Annotated in this window: 15 protein-coding genes; 8 read left to right on the forward strand and 7 right to left on the reverse strand. The window is 70.8% G+C overall.

The genetic code is table 11. From position 1 onward, the window contains the following. Positions 1 to 5: 5 nt before the first annotated feature. Positions 6 to 1,022 (reverse strand): Acg family FMN-binding oxidoreductase, encoded by a 1,017-nt coding sequence (locus OG410_RS02305; RefSeq protein WP_329297522.1) that lies wholly within the window; start codon positions 1,020 to 1,022, stop codon positions 6 to 8. A 92-nt stretch (positions 1,023 to 1,114) separates the two neighbouring features. Between OG410_RS02305 and OG410_RS02310 the strand changes: the two genes are divergently transcribed. Then, positions 1,115 to 1,783, forward strand: a complete 669-nt coding sequence (locus OG410_RS02310) for a hypothetical protein (protein ID WP_329297523.1) — start codon at positions 1,115 to 1,117, stop codon at positions 1,781 to 1,783. Positions 1,784 to 1,842: 59 nt separating this feature from the next. On the opposite strand, the gene OG410_RS02315 is transcribed toward OG410_RS02310, so the two are convergent. From OG410_RS02315 to OG410_RS02330, 4 genes are read right to left on the reverse strand one after another with little or no spacing between them, the layout of a single operon-like run. After that, on the reverse strand, positions 1,843 to 2,190 hold the full coding sequence (locus OG410_RS02315) for a hypothetical protein (protein WP_329297524.1): 348 nt from the start codon (positions 2,188 to 2,190) through the stop codon (positions 1,843 to 1,845). 60 nt (positions 2,191 to 2,250) lie between these two features. After that, positions 2,251 to 2,697, reverse strand: a complete 447-nt coding sequence (locus OG410_RS02320; RefSeq protein WP_329297525.1) for a hypothetical protein — start codon at positions 2,695 to 2,697, stop codon at positions 2,251 to 2,253. Next, entirely contained in the window at positions 2,697 to 5,339 is a 2,643-nt protein-coding gene (locus tag OG410_RS02325; RefSeq protein ID WP_329297526.1) for a multicopper oxidase domain-containing protein, read from the reverse strand. Before OG410_RS02325 ends, OG410_RS02320 begins: the two co-directional genes overlap by 1 nt. Continuing rightward, positions 5,320 to 6,594, reverse strand: coding sequence for a TIGR04053 family radical SAM/SPASM domain-containing protein (locus OG410_RS02330; protein WP_329297527.1), 1,275 nt, complete (start codon positions 6,592 to 6,594; stop codon positions 5,320 to 5,322). Before OG410_RS02330 ends, OG410_RS02325 begins: the two co-directional genes overlap by 20 nt. 479 nt (positions 6,595 to 7,073) lie before the next feature. Between OG410_RS02330 and OG410_RS02335 the strand changes: the two genes are divergently transcribed. From OG410_RS02335 to OG410_RS02355, 5 genes are read left to right on the forward strand one after another with little or no spacing between them, the layout of a single operon-like run. Continuing rightward, complete coding sequence (locus OG410_RS02335; RefSeq protein WP_329297528.1) at positions 7,074 to 10,781, forward strand: nitrate reductase subunit alpha; 3,708 nt, start codon at positions 7,074 to 7,076, stop codon at positions 10,779 to 10,781. A gap of 1 nt (position 10,782) precedes the next feature. Next, positions 10,783 to 12,339, forward strand: a complete 1,557-nt coding sequence (narH, locus tag OG410_RS02340; RefSeq protein ID WP_329297529.1) for a nitrate reductase subunit beta — start codon at positions 10,783 to 10,785, stop codon at positions 12,337 to 12,339. Then, entirely contained in the window at positions 12,336 to 13,127 is a 792-nt protein-coding gene (narJ, locus tag OG410_RS02345; protein ID WP_329297530.1) for a nitrate reductase molybdenum cofactor assembly chaperone, read from the forward strand. Before narH ends, narJ begins: the two co-directional genes overlap by 4 nt. After that, the gene (gene narI / locus OG410_RS02350) at positions 13,124 to 13,906 is read left to right on the forward strand and encodes a respiratory nitrate reductase subunit gamma (RefSeq protein WP_329297531.1); all 783 of its coding nucleotides are present in this window, start codon (positions 13,124 to 13,126) and stop codon (positions 13,904 to 13,906) included. The genes narJ and narI overlap by 4 nt, the downstream gene beginning before the upstream one ends. Beyond that, positions 13,903 to 14,538, forward strand: a complete 636-nt coding sequence (locus OG410_RS02355) for a vitamin K epoxide reductase family protein (RefSeq protein ID WP_329297532.1) — start codon at positions 13,903 to 13,905, stop codon at positions 14,536 to 14,538. Before narI ends, OG410_RS02355 begins: the two co-directional genes overlap by 4 nt. Before the next feature lie 118 nt (positions 14,539 to 14,656). Here OG410_RS02355 and OG410_RS02360 read toward each other — a convergent pair whose 3' ends face one another. Beyond that, the gene (locus OG410_RS02360; protein WP_329297533.1) at positions 14,657 to 17,431 is read right to left on the reverse strand and encodes a lectin; all 2,775 of its coding nucleotides are present in this window, start codon (positions 17,429 to 17,431) and stop codon (positions 14,657 to 14,659) included. Positions 17,432 to 17,737: 306 nt separating this feature from the next. Between OG410_RS02360 and OG410_RS02365 the strand changes: the two genes are divergently transcribed. Both OG410_RS02365 and OG410_RS02370 read left to right on the forward strand, forming a co-directional pair. Next, positions 17,738 to 17,917, forward strand: coding sequence for a DUF6480 family protein (locus tag OG410_RS02365; RefSeq protein ID WP_329297534.1), 180 nt, complete (start codon positions 17,738 to 17,740; stop codon positions 17,915 to 17,917). A gap of 346 nt (positions 17,918 to 18,263) precedes the next feature. After that, positions 18,264 to 20,357, forward strand: coding sequence for a hypothetical protein (locus OG410_RS02370; protein WP_329297535.1), 2,094 nt, complete (start codon positions 18,264 to 18,266; stop codon positions 20,355 to 20,357). A gap of 168 nt (positions 20,358 to 20,525) precedes the next feature. Here OG410_RS02370 and OG410_RS02375 read toward each other — a convergent pair whose 3' ends face one another. Next, positions 20,526 to 20,711: a hypothetical protein gene (locus tag OG410_RS02375; RefSeq protein ID WP_329297536.1), complete on the reverse strand. Its 186-nt coding sequence runs from the start codon at positions 20,709 to 20,711 to the stop codon at positions 20,526 to 20,528. Between the last annotated feature and the right edge of the window lie 71 nt (positions 20,712 to 20,782).

The raw sequence follows: 20,782 nt of genomic DNA on the forward strand, positions 1-20,782 counted from the left end.
GGATGTCAGTATCGATGTGAGCGATCTTCCGGATCCGGCCTCGTGGCAGAACCCGGTACGAGGTCTGCGCAGGCACGCGGTGTGGGGCCCGCGTCGGTGCCGTATCCGAAGCGGATGAGCACCTGCGGCCCGCACCGCCGCTTCGCTCCGGCCATCGCGGCCCGCAGGTCCGGCCACTCCATCGCCTGGTGCAGCACCGAGGTACGCACCCCGCGCCGGGTCGCCGCGAGCAGCACTCGCTCCAGGGCCTGCCCTGCTCTCAGCCAGTCCTCCCGCCAGTCGTAGGGCGTCCACAACAGGGCCACCTGGGCGTGGCGTTCGAAACGCAGGGCCGGCATCCGCGGCACGGGCAGCCCGCCGGTGAAGTCACGCACCGGCATCCGGCCGGACATGTCCCGCGCGCCCAGGGCTGTGATCGGAACGCCGTACATCGCGTCGCTTCCCGGCACGGTGATCCAGGTGCGCTCCTCGTCCGCGCGAGCCGGGTCGGCGGCGTTGCGGACCTCGGCCGCCTGCGTCAGGCGCAGCAGACGCCGGGTTCCGATGATGTCGGGAACCTCCAGGTGCGCGCCCTCGGCCCGCGCCGAACTCGTCATCTCGAGCACGATCGGCTCCGGCACCGGGCGACCGGTGAAGGGCATCCTGCTCGTGTGTCGACGCTCGATCTGCTCGTACAGATCGCGCAAGGGCAACTGCGCGTCAGCGACAGGCCGAGCCAGCCGTACGGTGGCCAGCAGGTCCGGATCGTCCGGGGACGGACAGAGCCGGACGACCGGATCCCAGCCGAGATGCTCGGCCGCCACCCGGAGGTTGAAGACGGCCGCGCCCACGGACAGGTGCTGGGCGCGCAGCCGGGGATCTGCCCTGGGCAGCGGTCGACGTCGGTCAAGACGGACCTGGATCAATCCGGTGTCCGGGTCCAGGCCGAACCGCCAGGGTTGCGTGTTGTGTATCGACGGCGCCGCCACCGCCGCGGCCAGCAGGGCATGAACCGTTGCGGCGTCGGATTTCCGGGTCTGCATCGAGGCTCCTTCGCAGCGTTCTCCTCCGTTGCGTCAACCCTCCGACGTCGCCCCCTTCAAGAGGAGGGTTGAACGGCCCCACCCTGCGGGCCATGCGGCCTCGATCGGCGAGGTGGACGGCGCGGCGAGAGTTCTCGACGGCCACAGCGGTCGCGGTGATCACCGGCATCACCGCCGCGTCGCTGCTCACCCTGCCGGACGAGCCCTCGGCAGCGCATAGGGTGTCGTCCATGACCAGCCAACGGGGCGTCCCGCGGAACGAGTTCGTCATGGCGGACGGACTGAGTCCGGCCGACGTCCGGCGCGTTCACCGCGAGGCGCTCCGTGTCCTGCGCTCCGACATCGACTCGGCCGACCTCGACGCCTACAGCGACGAACCTTGGCCGCCTGCCGTACTCAACTCCTACGAACGCGCGTTGTCCCTCGCCCGTGAGCAGGTCGCCGACGGCACTCGTTCCCGGCGGGGCGACCTCGGCATGGGAATCGACATCGACGTGCGCGACGACGAGCAGTTCGGCGTGCTCCTGGACCTGGTTCCTTACACGATCAACGCGGACGGCCGGCACGGCGACTGCTCGATATTCGGCGCCGGCGACACAGGAACCTCCCTGTGCATCGCCGTCACTCGAGAGCAGGAGACAGCGCTCCTTTCCCGACTGGCCGCACTGGGGGTCCCCTCGCCGGTCCTCGCCCCCCTGCCACAACGAAGGCGACGCCGGGGGGTGTTCGGGTTCGGACGCGCGAAGCCGGACAACCGGTGAGGTGAGGTGCGGCCCCATGTCGCATGGAGGCTGCCGACGGCTGTACCCCCGTCGCCTCCTCAGCGCGGTGATCTGCGGGGCCTGTCGTCCCTGCCGATCAGGAAACGCGCTGTCGGCACCGGGGCACACGGCGTCCGACCCACCTGATGGAGTTGCCGGTAACGGGCCACCCTCTGCTCCAGACCGGTCGGGTCGACTCCATCGGTCGTGGTCAGAACGACCGGTCCTCGCCATCCTTCAGGTGCGGCGAGTGTCAGCACGCGACCGTCCGGGGTGTAGGCGGCCGTGTACTCACCCTCCGACACATCAACGGCTTCCAGGTAGTTCGTGGCATGCTCGAAGGACTCGAAGACGAGCAGGTCTTCGTCTCGGTCGAAGACGAGCACGGTGTCGGGAGAAAGATCCATGCCGACCACTGTGACAACCACTCCTGTCATGCTCCACCGAAATAGACGGCGCGGGTCGGGTCAGGTAGTGGGCAGGGCGGTGGCGAGCAGGACGACGCCGAGTGAGCCGACGAGGGAGACGACCGCCAGGGAACGGGCCAGATCCGGGCGGCCCCTGGCCTGGGCGATGCCGTGGCCCGCCGCGGCGATCATCACCACGGCGAACAGGGCGAGTTTGGCCGCCAGGGTGCGGCCGTAGCCGGGCTCGGCGAGCGAGGACCAGGTGACGCCCCTGTGCCAGGCCATGGCCCAGCCCGTGCACAGCTGCACCGGAAGGAACACCGCCCCGGTCAGCATCCCGAACCGGCGACCCGCGGCGGAGGTGAAGCGGTCCTTGGGCTCCGGGGGGAGCAGACGGCGGGCCAGCGGCAGGATCACCAGGGACAGGGCCAGTTGCCCACCGACCCACAGGACGGCGCCCGTCACATGCGCGAAGCGCACCAGGGACCACCAGCCGACGGTGTCCATCAGCCGCTCACCTCCACCATGCCGTGTGCGCCGGCCTCGGCGTGGCGCATGTCGTGGTCGACGAAGGCGTAGTGGCCGGCCTCGGGGAACGTCGTCTCGACGAAGCCGCCCTGCGCCGTGCCCAGGTCGAGCACTTGGGCGCCGCCCGCCTGGTCCGGCCGGAGCAGGTAGGCGCCCTCCTTGTACACGGTGTCGAAGACGGTGCCGACGATGTGGAAGGCGATGCCGTCGCTCGGCCCGGCGGCGACGACCCAGAAGCGCGCCCTTTCACCGGCCTTCGCCTTCAGGGGCCGCTGGGTGTACTGGTCGGCGACGCCGTTGAACACCCAGGCGTCCGGGGTGTCCTGGCGCATCTTCGTCACCTGGGCGGTACTGCCCGGCGTACCGAGGTAGAGCTCGGAGGAGACCAGTACGTATGCGTGGTCGACCTTCTTCAGGCCGGGCGGGTCGATGACGACGGCGCCGTACATGCCGTTGCCCATGTGCTGGAGCATCGGTGCGGTGCTGCAGTGGTACAGCCAGGCTCCGGCCCTCTCGGCGCGGAAGCGGTAGACCAGGTGCTCGCCGGGCTGGATCGTGCGCATGGGCGTGTCGGGTGCGAGGGAGCCTGCGTGGAAGTCGATGCCGTGGCCCATGCCGGTGTCGTCGTTGACGAGGGTGACCTCGAAGACGTCGCCGACCCTGCCATGCAGGGTGGGGCCCGGCGCGGTGCCGCCGAAGGTCCACATCCGCTGCTTCACGCCCGGGGCCACCTCGATCTCGGTGTGAGCGGCGTGCAGCTCGGCCCTGTGCACCGCACCGCCCGGCGCGGGGGCCAGGTCGGCGGTGCGTGGCTGCCAGCCGGTGGAGAAGTCGGCGGAGAGGTCCAGGCCGTCGGTGGCGGCGGCCGGCATGTGCCCGTCGTGTCCGGTCGGCGTGTGTCCCGTCCGTCCGGTGGCGGGCGTCGCCGTGCCTCCCTTCTTCACGACGATGTCCAAGGTCATCCCGGCCGCGCGGTGGCCCGGCAGGGTGCACCACGCCTGACGGCCCGTGGTGACCGGTCCGAGGTCGAGCACCCTGCTGTGCCCCTTGGCGAGCATCGGGGTGGCGGGGCCGTTCTCCACCTTGAGGTCGTGCCGCTGGGAGTCGGTGTTGGTGACCTTCAGCCGCAGGTCGGTGCCCGCCGCGACCTCGATCAGGGGCGGGCGGATCCGCATGTCGGCCAGGGTCACGGCGACGGTACGGCTCGCTCCGGAGCCCCCGCCCGCCGCCCCGGCGGCGACGTCCGAACCGCCCGCGCCGCCACCGCTGTTCGCCACCAGCACGGCCAGCACGGTCACCACGGCACCCGCGGCGGTGCCCCACAGCACGGGACGCCGTGCCCCGCCGGCCCGGCCGGCCTCCCGCAGGAGCCCGCGGCCGCTGCGGACGAGCACGGACACCACCAGGGCGAGGAACGCGGCCCCGGCCGTCCCTGCGAGGAGCGCGCCCGCGGTGCCGGCGGGGTGGGGCAGCGGCAGTGCCGACAAGGCGACGCCGAGGTTGAGGACGGTCAGCCGCAGCGGCCAGTACCGCTCCAGCATCGCCCTCAGCGCGGCCCGCTCCTTCGGGCCGGAGGAGAGCACGATGGGGAGGAGATAGGTCAGGGCCCCGAAGAGGACCTGGGCGACCAGCCCGACGAGCAGCACCGGGATCAGGGAGCCGATGTCGTGCTGTACCTGCGCGAGCGGTCGCGCGACCAGGAGCCCCAGGTCGACGACCACGCCGACGGCCAGCCATGCCAGGGCCGCGGCCAGCATCCACGCGGCGGCCGCCGAGATCGCGGGCCTCCTGCGCACCGTACGGGCGAACAGGTGCCCGGTGACGGCGACCCCGGCCGCGTACAGGGCCATGCCCAGTGCGGCGGCGGGACGCCGGCCGGCCGCCAGTCCGGCGACCGCGGTCAGCAGGCCGCCGCCGGTCAGCAGCAGCACCCGGCGCGCCAGCCGGGTGGTGCGCTCGGCCATGCGCACGCCGAGCACGGTGGGCCAGAGCATGAACAGCGTGCCCAGCACGGGCAGTCCGATCCAGCCGAGGAGCGTCACGTGCACATGGGCCAGCTTCAGCCCGGTGTAGTGCTGCGGGCCGGCCTTCCCGGTGGCCAGCAGCCAGCCCAGGACCGCCCCGACGATCAGCGCCGCCGCGGCCGCCCGGTAGTAGTCGGCGATCGGGGCGAGCCGTCCGCCGAGCGCTCCCCGGCCCATGCGGACGAGTACCACCAGGTGCGCGGTGATGCCGGTGACCAGCAGCGCACACCCGGCGCCGGTCAGGACAGGCAGATCCGTCCACACTCCGGTGAGGACACCCACCGCCCCGATGTTGACTCCGGCCAGCCGGCCGTTGCTCCACCGCCGGTCGGGCAGCCGGGTGTGGAGCATGGCGACCGCGAAGTGCTCGCTCCACACCACGATCGCCGTGGTCGCGGCGCCGAGCAGGAACAGGTGGATCGCGAGCCAGCGGGCAACCGGCAGCGTCTGCTGGGCACTCGCCGCCGACAGCGCGAGCACCGCCCAGGCCGCCACGAGTGCGTGGGCGGCCAGGTGACGGCCGCGTTGTCCGGACGCCTTGAACCTGCTGGGCGGTCGGGTACCGTCGGCAGCCGGTTCATCGTTCTTGCTGTGCACGGTGCTCCTTGCCGCCGGGGGCGGCGGTCGGACGGGGACGGACAGGCGGCTGCGCGTAGGCACCGCCGGCCAGCAGTGCGGCCAGTTCCCGCTGGTGGGGGAAGGACCCGGGGACGTAGCCGCACCACGGCTCCTCGGCGTAGGGGTCGCCGGTGACGCCGTAGGCGCGCGAGCGGGAGCCGCCGCAGACCCGGCGGAACTCGCACGCCCCGCACCTGCCGCCCAGCCTGCCCGCGTCCCGCAGACCGGTGAACAGTTCGGAGGTGCGGTAGATCTCCGTCAGCGGCCGCTCGCGAACGCTGCCCGCGCCGAGCGGCAGGAATCCGCTGGGGTGGACGGATCCGGTGTGCGAGACGAAGACGAATCCACGGCCCGCGTTGACGTCGAGCGGCGGACGCCTGACCCGGCGCGCTCCGGTGTCCAGTCCCAGGTCGGCGGCGCGGTCACGCAACTCCCTGTACAGCGGGCCGAGTCCCAGCACCGCGAGATGGTCGTCGCCCTTGTCCGCGAGGATCTGCCGCTGGAGCGCGACCCGGCGGAAATGATGGGCTTCGGTGGTCTTGGCGGGGATGGTCAGGCCCACGTCGTGGACGAAGTTGAGAACGTCCTCGACCTCGCCGGGCGTCAGCACGCCGAGGCCCCGGCCCCGGCCGGTGGGTACCAGGAAGAAGGCACTCCACAGCATCGCCCCGTGCTCGGCGACCAGGCGGACGATGTCGGGGAGGTCGTGCAGGTTGTGCCGGGTGACCGTGGTGTTGATCTGCACCTTCATACCGAGGGCGCGAGCCGTGTCCCAGGCGTCCAGGGTCCAGCGGAACACTCCGGGCACTCCGCGGAAGGCGTCGTGGAGTTCGGCGGTGGAGCCGTCCAGGCTGAGGGAGAGCCCGGACGCGCCCGCGGCGTGCACGGCGCGCAGTCGCTCCGCGGTGAGCGTCGGGGTACCGGAGGGCGAGACGGCGACCCGGACCCCGATGCTCCTGCCGTAGGCGATGAGGTCCGTCAGGTCGGGGCGCTGGAAGGGGTCCCCTCCGGTGATCACGAACAGGGGGGCCGGCTTCCCGAAGGAGGCCACCTGGCGCAGCAGGTCCTGAGCGGCGACGGTGTCCAGTTCCCGCGGGTCGCGGTCGGGCACTGCCTCGGCACGGCAGTGGAGACAGGCCAGCGGGCAGGCCCGGGTGGACTCCCAGATGACGATGAAGGGCCGCTGCTCCGCGTCGTGGCGCTGACGGCGGATGGCGTGCGTGGCGGCGTTCATCGCGCGGTCCTTCCCGGCGTCCTGCGGGTGTGTCCGGCCGCCCTGGAGTCAGGGCAGACGAGCGGGGCGGCCGGACGGTGACCGGGCCGGACCGCGCGCGGCTCCCACCGTGAGCGGCAGCGGTGGGATCGGCCTCGAGGGCGGGCGATGTGGTCGTGCACGGGATTCCTCCGAATCGGTCGCCGTCAGCGTCCACCGGCGGCGGTGGTCGGCGCGGCGGCCGATGGTCTTCTCGAACGGGGCCGATGGGCCCTTTTCCTGACGGGTGCACAGGGCCGACGGTCCCTTTCGGCGACAGGCGTCCAGGGGTGCGAAGGTCCCCGTTCGCGGCAGTGGCGCCAGGCCCGGCCGCCGCCGACCGGACCCGGCACAGGGGCCGTTCGGCCCTGTTGCGACCGTCCGGAGTGGGCCGGAAAGCGGTCCGGCAGGGACGGCCGGACCCAAGTGCGCCGAGGTCCGTGGCGTCTAGCGTCCCAGCCATGGAGAACGATCAGAACGTACGAGGGCAGGCGTCGCGCGCCGGTGAGAGCTGGCCGCTGGCCGCCCGGCGGCTGCTCACCCGCCGTGAGGTGTCGGCCGACGGCCGCGCCGTGTTCGGCGAGGGCGACCCGAAGTGGGAGGGCTTCTACCGCAACCGGTGGGCGCACGACAAGGTCGTACGGTCCACACACGGCGTCAACTGCACCGGGTCCTGCTCGTGGATGGTGTACGTCAAGGACGGCATCATCACCTGGGAACACCAGGCCACCGACTATCCGTCGATCGGCACGGACTGCCCCGAGTACGAGCCGCGCGGCTGCCCGCGCGGAGCGTCGTTCTCCTGGTACACCTACTCCCCCAGCCGGGTCCGCTACCCCTATGTGCGCGGCACGCTGCTGAAGATGTGGCGCGAGGCACGCAAGCGGCTCGGCGACCCGGTCGCGGCCTGGGCGGAGATCACCTCCGACCCGGCGAAGGCGCGGGCGTACAAGCGGGCCCGCGGCAAGGGCGGTCTGGTGCGCGCCGACTGGGACGAGGTGAGCGAGCTGGTCGCCGCCGCCCACGTCCACACGGTCAAGGCCTACGGTCCGGACCGGGTGGCGGGCTTCTCCCCGATCCCGGCGATGTCGATGGCGTCGTTCGCGGCCGGCACCCGGTTCATGTCGCTGATCGGCGGCACGCTGCTGTCGTTCTACGACTGGTACGCCGACCTGCCGATCGCCTCCCCGCAGGTCTTCGGCGACCAGACCGACGTCCCCGAGGCGGCCGACTGGTGGAACGCCGGCTACCTGGTGATGTGGGGCTCCAACATCCCCGTCACCCGCACGCCCGACGCGCACTTCCTCACCGAGACCCGTTACAACGGCACGAAGGTCGTCGCGGTCAGCCCCGACTACGCCGACAACGTCAAGCACGCCGACGAATGGCTCTCCCCGCACCCCGGAACGGACGGGGCGCTGGCGATGGCCATGGGCCACGTGATCCTGCGCGAGTTCCTGGTCGACCGCGAAGTGCCTTACTTCCAGAAGTACTTGAGGACGTTCACGGACGCTCCTTTCCTGGTGACCCTGCGCGAGCACGAGCTGGGACTGGTCCCGGACGGGTTCCTGACCGCCGCCGACCTCGGGCACGACGAGGGGACCGAGGAGAACGCGGGGTCCAAGACCGTCCTCCTGGACAGCGTGACCGGCGAAGCCGTCGTGCCGAACGGTTCGCTCGGCTTCCGGTGGGGAGAGACCGGCGCGGGCCGCTGGAACCTCGAACTGGGCGATGTCGTACCCGAGTTGAGCCTGCTGGAGCGGGCCGAGGACACCGTCGCCGTCGCGCTGCCCCGGTTCGACGAGGGTGCCACCGAAGGCGGCTCGACGATGGTGCGCGGGGTTCCCGTCCGCAGGATCGATGGACGGCTCGTGACCACGGTGTTCGATCTGATGCTGGCCCAGTACGGCGTGGCTCGTCCGGGCCTGCCGGGCAACTGGCCCTCGTCGTACGAGGACGCGTCCGAGCCGTACACGCCGGCCTGGCAGGAGACGATCACGTCGGTCCCGGCCGAGCAGGCGGCCCGGATCGCCCGGGAGTTCGCCCGCAACGCCGAGCGCACCAACGGCCGTTCGATGATCGCGATGGGAGCGGGCACCAACCACTGGTTCCACTCCGACACCATCTACCGTGCCTTCCTCGCACTGACCACCATGACCGGCTGCCAGGGCGTCAACGGTGGCGGCTGGGCGCACTACGTCGGCCAGGAGAAGGTCCGCCCGGTCACCGGGCAGCAGCACCTGTCGTTCGCCTTCGACTGGCAGCGGCCCACCCGGCACATGGCCGGCACCTCGTACTGGTACCTCAACACCGACCAGTGGCGCTACGAGGCCATCGGGCCCGACGAGTTGGCGTCGCCGCTGGGCGAGGGACGCTTCGCGGGCAAGTCCACCGCCGACTGTCTGGCCCAGGCGATCCGCATGGGCTGGACCCCCGGTCACCCCGGCTTCAACCGCAACCCCCTCGACCTCACCGACGAGGCGGCCGCCGCCGGGCGTCCCGTCGCCGAGCACATCGTCGACGAACTCAAGTCCGGGCGGCTGCGGTTCGCCGCCGAGGACCCCGACGACCCCGCCAACTTCCCCCGCGTACTGACCGTCTGGCGGGCCAACCTGCTGGGCTCCTCCGGCAAGGGCAACGAGTACTTCCTGCGCCATCTGCTGGGCACGGACGCGGCGGTCCGCTCCGAGGAGACCCCGCCCGAGGCACGCCCGCAGGACGTGGTGTGGCGGGAGGAGGCCCCCGAGGGCAAGCTCGACCTGCTGGTCACCATGGACTTCCGGATGACCTCGACCAGCCTGCTCTCCGACGTCGTCCTGCCGGCCGCCACCTGGTACGAGAAGGACGACCTGTCCAGCACGGACATGCACCCCTTCGTGCACGCCTTCACCCCGGCCATCGCCCCGCCCTGGCAGGCCCGCACCGACTACGACACGTTCCTGACCATCGCCGACAAGTTCAGCGAACTGGCCGGTGAGCACCTCGGCACCCGCACCGACGTCCTGGCCGTACCGCTGCTGCACGACACTCCCGACGAACTCGCCCAGCCGGGTGGGGTCGTTCGGGACTGGAAGGCCGGCGAGTGCGAGCCGGTGCCCGGCCGGACCATGCCCAAGCTCGTCGTCATCGAGCGGGACTACGCGGCGGTGGCACAGAAGATGCGGGCCATCGGCCCCCTCCTCGACACCCTCGGCACCACCACCAAGGGCGTCACCGTCCACCCGAACCAGGAACTGGACGACCTGCGCCACCGCAACGGCACCGTCCGGGACGGAGTCGCCGCCGGGCGCCCCTCACTGGCCACCGCCTCCGACATGTGCGAGGCGATCCTCGCCCTGTCCGGCACCACCAACGGGCGCCTGGCCACCGAGGGCTTCCGCGAGCTGGAACGGCAGACCGGCAGCAAGGGTCTCGTGGAGCTCGCCGCCGAACGGGAGGGCGAGCGCATCACATTCGCCGACACCCGCACCCAGCCCCGCGCCGTGATGACGTCGTACGAGTGGTCGGGCAGCGAGGCCGGCGGGCGGCGCTACTCGGCGTTCGTCATCAACACCGAGCACAAGAAGCCCTGGCACACCCTCACCGGACGGCAGCACTTCTTCGTCCAGCACGACTGGATGGCCGAGTTCGGCGAACAACTCCCGGTCTACCGGCCCCCGTTGAACACGCCCAAGCACTACGGAGACGATCAGCTGCACGAGGACGGCCGGGCGGAGGTCACGGTCCGCTATCTGACCCCGCACTCGAAGTGGTCCATCCACTCCAACTACCAGGACAACGCCCACATGCTGGCGCTGTCACGGGGCGGTCCGGTGATCTGGATGTCCACCGCCGATGCCGAGAAGATCGGCGTCAAGGACAACGAGTGGATCGAGGCGTACAACCGCAACGGTGTCGTCGCCGCCCGCTCCGTGGTCAGCCACCGCATGCCCGAGGGCACGGTGTACATGTACCACGCCCAGGACCGCAACGTGAACGTGCCGAAGACCGAGGTCAGCGGCAGGCGCGGCGGCATCCACAACTCCCTGACCCGCCTGCTGATCAAGCCCACGCATCTGGCGGGCGGCTACGCCCAGTTCACGTACGCCTTCAACTACTACGGCCCGACCGGCAACCAGCGCGACGAGGTCACCGTCATCCGCCGTCGCAGCCAGCAAGTGGAGTACTGACATGCCCCGTGGCGAAGCCACCATCGGACGCGTCATGGCCCAGATCGCCATGGTGATGAACCTCGACAAGTGCATCGGCTGCCACACCTGCTCGGTCACCTGCAAGCAGACGTGGACCAACCGCACCGGTGTCGAGTACGCGTGGTTCAACAACGTCGAGACCAAGCCCGGCGTCGGCTACCCCCGCCGCTACGAGGACCAGGAGCACTGGAAGGGCGGCTGGATGCTCGACAAGCGCGGACGGCTCGTCCTGCGCTCCGGAGGCCGTCTGAAGCGACTGCTGTCGCTGTTCTCCAACCCCGACCTGCCGTCCATCGAGGACTACTACGAGCCGGTCACCTACGACTACGACAACCTGGTCAGCGCCCCGGCGGGCCCGGACATGCCGGTGGCCCGCCCCCGTTCGGTCCTCACCGGCAAGCCCACCGCCATCACCTGGGGCGCCAACTGGGAGGACGGCCTCGGCGGAGCGGGCGAGAACGCCGGCGCCGACCCCAACCTCAGCAGCGAATGGGCCGAGAAGGTCAAGTTCGAGTTCGAGCAGACCTTCCTCTTCCATCTCCCGCGCCTGTGCGAGCACTGCCTCAACCCGGCCTGTGTGTCGGCCTGTCCGTCCGGCGCGATGTACAAGCGGGTCGAGGACGGCATCGTCCTGGTCGACCAGGACAAGTGCCGCGGCTGGCGGATGTGCGTGACGGCGTGCCCGTACAAGAAGGTGTACGTCAACCACGCCACCGGCAAGGCCGAGAAGTGCACCTTCTGCTTCCCGCGGATCGAGGCCGGCCAGCCCACCGTCTGCTCCGAGACCTGTGTCGGACGCCTGCGCTACCTCGGACTGCTCCTCTACGACGCCGACCGGGTCGGCGAGGCCGCGGCCACCCCTGACGAGAAGGACCTGCTGGACGCCCAGCGCGGCGTCTTCCTCGACCCGCGCGACCCCGAAGTCATCGCGGCCGCACGGGAGTCCGGCATCCCCGAGGACTGGCTGGACGCGGCCCGCCGCTCCCCGGTGTACGACCTGGTCATGCGGTACAAGGTGGCACTGCCGCTGCACCCGGAGTACCGCACCCTGCCGATGGTCTGGTACGTGCCCCCGCTGTCGCCCGTGCTGGACGCCGTGGACGCGGCGGGCGGGAACCAGGACGACCCCGACCATGTCTTCGCCGCCGTCACCCGGCTGCGCATCCCGCTGGAGTACCTGGCGGAGCTGTTCACGGCCGGGGACGCGGACGTGGTCGGCGGAGTGCTGATGAAGCTCACCGCACTGCGTTCCTTCATGCGCGAGCGCACCCTGGGCGAGGAGGGTGACGAGGCGGTGCTCAAGGCCGTGGGCCTCACCGTCCGGGACGCGGAGGACATGCACCGGCTGCTCGCGATCGCGAAGTACGCCGACCGCTATGTGGTCCCCGCCGCGCACAAGGAGGACGCCGCCGCCCTCACCGCCATGGAGAACCGCTGCCCGGTCGAGTCGTCCGGCGCCCCGGAGGACACCGGTGGCGGACGGGTGATGCTCGGAATCCCCACCCTGCGCCGCAAGAACACCGGAGACCGACCGTGAGCCCGCTGCCCGCAACCATTCCCGCCCTCGTCCGCACCCGTGTCCGGGCGGCCGTACGCCGCCCGGCACGGCTCACGCCGCAGGAGGCCGAGGCGCGCACGCTGCTGCTGCGGCTGTGCTCGCTGTTTCTCCAGTACCCGGACGCCGAACTCACCGCCGCCCGGCCGGTCCTGACCGCAGCCGTCGAGGCGCTGCCCCCCTCACCCGCCGCCGAGGATCTGGCCTCCTTCACGGCCTGGCTCGCCTCGCAGGAGCCGGACGCGCTGGAGCGCCACTACGTCGAGATGTTCGACCTGCGGCGCAAGAGCAGCCTCTACCTCACCTACTACCTGCACGGCGACACCCGCCGCCGCGGGATGGCCCTGCTCACCCTGAACCAGCGTTACAAGGCCGCCGGCTGGGACACCGACGGGGGTGAACTGCCCGACCACCTCCCGGTCGTGCTGGAGTTCGCCGCCCTCACCGGCACCGGCCCGGGCGAGGCGCCGCTGCGTCAGCACCGGCGCGGACTGGAACTGATCCACCAGGCGCTGAACGACGCCGACTCCCCCTACCGGCACGTACTGGGGGCACTGCTCACCCTGCTCCCGCCGCCCACCGAGGCGGACCGGGCCGCGGTGGCCCAGCTGATCGCCGAGGGGCCGCCCGACGAGGAGGTCGGACTCGACCCCTACGGAACCTACGGGGAGGGGGAGTTCGCCCCTCCCGGCACGTTCGTGCCCCCGATACCCGCCCCGCCGACCCGTGTGCCGGCCCACCCGACCAGCCGTACGGAAGGCCCCCGATGAACGCCCCGCTCCTCCCCGTGGCCGCCGCCTCCGTGAGCGGCGCCGGTCTGCTCCTGTGGGTCGCCGTCCCGTACATCTGTCTCGCGGTGTTCGTAGTCGGGCACATCTGGCGTTACCGGCAGGACCAGTTCGGGTGGACCTCCCGTACCAGCCAGCTCTTCGAACACCGCTGGCTGCGCTGGGCCAGTCCGCTGTTCCACCTGGGTGCCTTCATGGTGATCGGCGGACATGTCGTGGGGCTCGCGATCCCCGACTCGTGGACCGAGGCCGCCGGCATCTCCGAGCACGCGTACCACACCACGGCCGTCTGGGCGGGCTCGGTCGCGGGCGTCGCCATGGTCGCGGGGCTCGGCATGCTGTGCGCCCGACGGCTGCTGACCCGGCGGATCCGGCTGGGCACCGACCGCAGCGACAAGGTCCTCTTCCCGCTCCTGTCCGCCACCGTCCTGCTGGGCATCACCGCCACCGCCACGCACAACGTCTTCGGCCCCGGCTACGACTACCGTTCCACCGTCTCCGTATGGTTCCGTGGCCTGTTCACTCTCCAGCCGCAGCCGGAGGCCATCTCCGGGGCCCCGCTGCTGTTCCAGCTGCACGCCCTGAGCGCCTGTCTGCTCTTCGCCGCCTGGCCGTTCACCCGCCTCGTGCACGTGTGGAGCGCGCCGATCGGATACCTCGCCCGGCCGTACCTGGTCTACCGCAGGCGGACCGCACCGGCGACAGCCCCGACGGCCGCGGGCCGGACCCGGCGGGCCTCCCACTCCGGGCGAGCCCGATGAGCCGGGGTCCCACGCTCTCGGCGCGGTCCACGACGGCCGCGGCCACGCACACAGCGGGCGCCGGCCGCCGGACGGGCCTGGTGATGCTCCTCACCGGGATCATCGGCTGGCTCGCCTCCTTCCAGCTCACGGTGGACGACTGGCGACTGCTCCGCGACCCCACCTACCAACCACCGTGCAACATCAGCCCGGTCGTGAGCTGCGGCAGCGTCATGTCCAGCTCGCAGGGCAGCCTGTTCGGCTTCCCCAACATGCTGCTCGGGCTGGGCGCCTTCGCCGCCGTGGCCGTCCTGGGCCTGGCCGTCCTCACCGGCGCCCGACTGCACCGCGGGCTCTGGCTCGCGCTGGACGCCGGGGCGCTATTGGGAGTGGTGTTCGTCCACTGGCTCATCGCGCAGTCGCTCTACGAACTCAACAAGATCTGCCCCTACTGCGCCGTTGTGTGGATCGCCACCATCGCTCTGTTCTGGTACGTCACCGTGCACTGCCTGGAACGCGGAATCCTGCTCGCTCCACGCCGTGTGCTGGTGATCGTCCGGGACACGCACTGGATGCTGCTCGGCGCCTGGTACGGGGTGATCGCACTGCTCGTCCTCACCCGCTTCTGGCCGTACTGGAGCAGCTTGCTGTGACCCGCCCCCGCCGCACCGCTGTCGCGTGCCAGTCCGGCGCGCCTCCGTATGACGCGCCTCCGTATGCCCGCTCGCGTGGCCGGGCATACGGAGGCTGTGCGCCGGGGTGGGCGGTGGCTCAGCTCGGGAGTTTCCAGTTCTGGGCGGCCGTGCCGTTGCAGGTGTAGAGCTGGAGTTGGGTGCCGGTCGTCGTCGTGGAGCCGGGGTCGTCCAGGCACAACTTCGACTGGGGATTGATCAGCGATCCATTGGCGCCCGCGGTCCATTGCTGGGCACCGGTGCCGTTGCACGTCCACAGCTGGATCAGGGTCCCGTTGGTGGTGCCGCTGTGGTCGACGTCCAGGCATTTGCCGAGGGTCCGGACCGTTCCGTCGCCGGCGACGATCCAGTCCTGGGCGTAGGTGTTGTTGCAGGTCCAGATCTGGACGTGGTTGCCGTCGGTGGTCGAGGAACTCGCGTCGTCGACGCACAGGTTCGAGGCCACCGCGGAGGTGACGGGACCGATCCGCGGCGAGGCCGGGGCCGGGGTGTCACCCGCGTAGGAGGGCGGAGCGGCGGACGCGGCCGTCGCCCAGGAGGTGTTGGCGCTGGTTCCGAGGGTGTAGTTCAGCGTGCCGCCGGCGGTGATCGCCGAGGTGGGGGCGTAGGCGTTGTTCCAGGCAGAGCCGTTCCACGTCGCGGACTGGACGTAGGGGGCGTTGTCGGCGGCGCCGTTGCCGTTGATCGTCAGTGTGTTGCCCGACGGGAGTGTGATCACCGCTTGGGTGAACAAGGGGGAGCCCAGGGCGAGATCGGAGGTGCCGGGCGTCTCGGGGAACATGCCGAGTGCGGACCACACGTACCACGCGCTCATCGCGCCGAGGTCGTCGTTGCCGTCGGCCAGCCCGCCGGGGGTGTTCGCCCAGATCTGCTGCTGGATCGCCCGGACGGTGCCCTGGGTCTTGTAGGGCTGCCCGATGTAGTCGTACTCCCACGGCAGTTCGATGCTGGGTTCGTTGCCGACCCACGCATAGCCCTTGTCACCGGTGTAGCTGCGCAGCACGGTGTCCAGATAGTGGCTCATCGCCGTGTTGCCGCCCTTGGCGCGCGCCAGGCCGGCGATGTTGAACGGGATCATCCCGGTGTAGATCCAGGAGTCGGCCTCGACCATGTCGGTGCCGCTGGTGGGGTCGAAGCCGCCGGTCCAGGAGCCGCTCGCGTTGCGCGGCTCGACGAAGCCGGAGGCCGGGTTGAGTACGTTGCGCCAGTTCTGGGCACGGTTGGCGTACGTCTTCTGGTTGTTGGTGTCGCCGAGCGCTCCGGCCAGTGCGGAGATGGCGAAGTCGGCGGTGTTGTACTCCAGCGTCGTGGCCACGGGGCCGTAGAAGTTGCAGCAGCCGTAGCTGCCGTCGTGCGGCATGTATCCGGGCGAGTTCAGGTAGTTGAGGCCCGGCCGGTCGTTGTTGGTCGTGCTCGCCTGTCTGACCATGTCGGCCAGAGCGGTCGTGGTGTCGAAGTCCCTGGCGCCGAAGGCGTAGTAGTCGGCGAGGATGGCGTCCGCCGGGTCACCGACCATCACGTAGGACTCGCCGTTGTTCTCCGACCACTTGGGGAAGATCCCGGTCTGGGCGTAGTCGTCGACCATCGACTGTGCCGTGTCCGAGGCGACCTGGGGGGCGACCAGCGCTTCCAGTTGGGCCTGTGAACGGTAGATGTCCCAGCCGGAGTAGTTGGCGTAGGCGGCCTTGTGGCCGGTGTCCACGGTGTGGGTCCTGCCGTCAAATCCGTAGTACTGGCCGTTGGTGTCGCTGATGACGTTCGGGTGCAGCAGCGAGTGGTAGAGCGCGGTGTAGAAGCTCTGTTGCTGTGCGGCTGTTCCGCCGGCGATCTGTATCTTGCCCAGTGCGCTGTTCCAGGCGTTCTGCGCGGCGGTGCGGGTCGCGGTGAAGTCCCACCCCGTGTTCTCCGCGGCCCGGTTGGCCGTCGCGTTGGCCACCGAGACGTAGGAGATGCCGACCTTGGCCTGCACCACCGGGTTGCTCGTGGTGTTGAAGGTGACGTAGCCGTTCGAGGCGGCGGCGTCCGGAGAGGCGCTGTCCTCGGCGGTCTTCGGGGCGGTGGGGGTGGGGATCTTGCCGTGGAGCACGGGCTTGTTGGGCTTTTCGGCCGCGTTCTTGGACGCCGTGCCCGGCTTCGCCGGCTTGGCGGCCGGCGTCTTGGCGACCGAGCTGCCCTGCGAGGCGAACGGCTGGTCGAAGACCATGTCGAAGTACACGGTGTACGTGTTCCCCGCACCGCAGAAGCGACCGCTGGTGACCTGACCGCTCACCTCGGTGTTCGAGACTTTGGTGAACTGCGTTGCGCTGGCGCCGTTCTGACTGCCCGTGAGTTTGAAGATCAGGTTGGCCTGGGCGGTCGAGGGGAAGGTGAAGCGCGCCATCCCGCTGCGTGTCGTGGTGGTCAGTTCGGTGGTCACCTGGTTGTTGAGCGCGACCTTGTACGAACCGGCGGACGCCGACTCGTTGGCGTGCGAGAACGCGTCCGTCGCTCCGGTGTTCACGGTGCCGACCGTGGGCAGCACGGGTATGTCTCCGGCCGCGCCGCAGCCGGGCCCGGCGATGTGGGTGAGGCTGAAGCCGGTGATGGACGAGTCGTTGTACTCGTATCCGCCACCGGGGGGCCGCGACGGCGTGTCCGGGCTCCACTGCACCATGCCGAAGGGCACGTCGGCGCCGGGAAAGTCGTTGGCCTCGTTCGACGTTCCGATGAACGGGTTGACCACGGTGGCCGGAGACGCGACGAGCGCGGCCTTTCCGGCCGCCCACGCGGGTGCGCACAGCCCGGCCATGGCCAGTGCCACGGCCGCGAATAAGCCGATCGCGGCCGTTCCGGGGGGTCTCGACAGTCGTGTCACGGGGCTTCTCCTCTACTCGGAAGTGGAGCGGGAGTGGAGCGGAAGTGGGACGATTGACAACGTTGTCTTTCCGCGAGGCGCGTGGCACTTGAGCGGTAATCGAGGTCGACAACGTTGTCGCATCGTCGAGATGGGGCGCCTGGCGATGCGGGACGCATGGGCGGAACCCTGGGCCGCGAGCACCTGGGGCGCGGACGGGAACTGTTCGTGAAGCTAGCTACAGGGCAGGGGCATGTCAACGATTCGCGCAGAGGCCGGGTCCGCGTCGGAGATGCGGCGCCCACTCATCGGACGGACCGTTGATATATGACACATCCACTCGTACCCCCGGGCGAGACCCCTCCCGTCGAGGGCTGCATCGCCGAAGCGCATCAGGAACTGCCCGACGGCGGGATATGGGAACACCCTTACGTCTGGCTCAGCTTGATTGTCGTGGTCTCGGTGATCGTCGCCGGATACTTCGTGGCCCGGATCAGCGGGTACTGAGCCGGCCACGCTGGTTCTGGGCCGCCGCGGAGTCGCCTCCGCGGAGACCGCGCGGTCCACGGTCTGACGCAGGCATTGCCCCCGCCCCGGACGGAGGGCGAACGCACGACGACGTACCGACGGCCAGGCGGAGACGATCCACCCCAGTGTCTTCGAACAGCGCCCTCGCAAGCGGAGGACGAGGACACGGAAGGCAAGGACCGGCAGAACGCTTGAAGCAGGCATTCGCGTTGAGAGGTGTCAGACCGGCACCGAGCGCGGACGGGGATGTCAGAGCCCTGTGACAGGGTGAGTCCCGGACGGAAGATTCGTCCGGGACCGATCCCGAAGACCCAGGGAGCAGCACGTGACCAGCCCCGACACCGCCCCGCTCGGGCAGCGTACGACGCGGCGACGCTCGGACCTCGCCACGATCAAGGCTTGGTGGCGGGAGCTCGAAGGGGACGGGTTCCTCGTGCTGCCGCCGCCGAACCGGGCCCGCTACACCCAGTCCGAAGGCCATGGTGACGCGGCGGAACTCCTCGAGGCGAGGGGGCTCAGCGGCCCCGTCTCCTTCGCGTACTGGCACTGGCAGTCCCACCGGCATGCCTTCGACCGCTCCGGCTCCCTGACGGGCGAGCTGCTGCTGCACTGGGGCGGCGATCACGCCGCCGTCGCCGCCGGACTCGGCGAGGGGCCGACCGGTTTCCGGGTCCTCGACGGCGGGCCGAAGAGCGCCTTCCGGCTGGACCGGATCACACCCCGGGACGAGGCGGGCCTGCCCGGCCCCGGAGATCCCGACGGCGTGCGCCAGTTCCTCGCGGTGCTCGACGAACCGGTGGACCGCAGCGCTCTCTCCCTCCGGTACCGGCCGCTGTCACCGGCCGAGGCCGCGTGGCTCCACGAACGGCTGCGCGACCCCCTGGACCTCTCCGCCGCGACGCGGTTCGTGGTCTCGCTGGAGCGGCGGGACGAACTCACACCCGACGAGACGGATCGGCTGCTGACCGCCTGGCGGCTGGAGCGTGAAGGGCCGCTGACGGAGTGGGGCGCCTGGCGGGAACTGCTCCACGCGCTGCTGCGCCACGGCCGTGCGGAGGCGTGGGAGCTGGTCGCCGACCTCGGCGCCGCGGCGTCCGGTGTCCTGCGGCAGATGCCGTCCGAGCGGGGCTTGGCCGTGGTGCGGGAGTGCTCGCTCGCGGGCGACCGCGGTTCGGTCCACTCCTGGCTGGCGCTGCACCGGTCGCTCCGCGAGCCCGACGCGGTACGGGCCGCCGCCGATCTCGCGGCGGCACTCGCCACGTCTGGTGCCCCGGAGACTTCCCTGCGCGGGTTGTACGACGCGCTGATCGGGGCCGTCACCGCAGACTGGCGCCGGGAGACAGGGGCGGACCACCGCGCCGGCCTCTCCTACGCGGCGCTCTCGGCGGTCCGCTTCGGCACCGACGAACGGCTGCCCCACGCCCTGCGCGTCCTCGCGGCGGGCGCAGCCCGCGACCAGGTGGATCTCGTACGGGAGGAGTCGCTCCGGCCCGGCGGTACCGTGCCCGTCGGCACAGACACCGCCGAGGTGCTGGCCGCCGTGGAGCGCTACGAGGCCGTCCGGGACGGGCTTCTGTCCGGCACCGGCACCGATCTCACCGCCTCCGAGGGGGCGGTGAGCCGCGTGTGGCACCGGTACCGGACGCTCACCGACACCGATGTGCGCTGGTTGCGGGAGCAGGTGGCCGATCCGGCCACCGGTCTGCAGGGACTCGGCTTCTGCCTCGAACTCCTCCTCGCCCACGGCAAGGCCACGGAGGCCGATGTCGAGGCGCTGCTGCCGCGTCGGCTCAAGGACCTCACCAAGACGTACCGGACCACGTACACCGAGTGGCGCCACCCGCTCGTCACCTTGACCTGCCTCGCCCTCGACCTGGACCATCCGGCCGCGGGAAAGCTGGTCACCTGGTGGAACGGAGCCCGGCCGGTGTGGAAGGACAAGGTGCGGCTCCTCACCCACCTCGGCGCCCCCGACGAGGCCAAGGCCGCCGAGCTGTGGGACTTCGTCACCTCGCCCTCCCACGACGTGGGCCAGCTGATGACCTGGGTCCTGGTCCGGGCCCGCCTCGACGGGGAGCATCCGCTGCTCGTGGCCGACCGGCTGCTCGGCACCCCGGGCGTCAACGGTCACGTCCTGCGCCGGGTGCTGATCGGTGTGGCCGACCCCGGACAACCGCTGTGGCACTACTCCATCAGCCCTCACAGCCGGAGCTGGTGGCAGCGAGCCATGGACGTCGCGGACCACCCCGGCCTGTCGCCGCAGGCCCGCGCCATCGGACTGCAAGCCGCCCGCGAGCACTTGCTGATCCGTAACCCGGACCAGCTGAGCCCGAAGCCGGCCCAGGCCGAACGCGCGGCGGCCCAGGCCTGGTTCGACCGCCACACCGTCGGCCGGGGCGAGGCCACGCCGTTGCGTTGACGGCCGCTGCCCCGGGGCGGCGGCCGCGAGCAAGGCAGTGAACGAGCAGGGCCCTGAACCACCGTGCGCGGTCCTACTTGTGTCCCGGAGTCCCGCGGTACGGCTCATATCGGCGACACGAGGCGTGGTGGTGGGTCCACGCGGGGCGCGCGGACCCACCGCGGGAGGTCAATGGTCCCGCGTCCACCACATGATCCCGGCGATCAACGCCGAACCGGTCGCGGTGGCGATCCCGCGGACCAGGCCGAACAGGGCCGTGCGGCCGAGGCGCAGGGCGGTGGGGCCGTCGTCCTGGCCGCGGCGCTTATCGGATTCGGCGTCGTCGTTCAACCGGTCGTTCGTTCCGTTGTTCATCTTGGTCCTTTCGTGGCGGCGGCTGCCGATCGCTGTGGAGCAATCGGTGAGAAGGAGCACGCGAAGCCCCT

This window comes from Streptomyces sp. NBC_00659, from assembly GCF_036226925.1.
Lineage (GTDB): Bacteria > Actinomycetota > Actinomycetes > Streptomycetales > Streptomycetaceae > Streptomyces.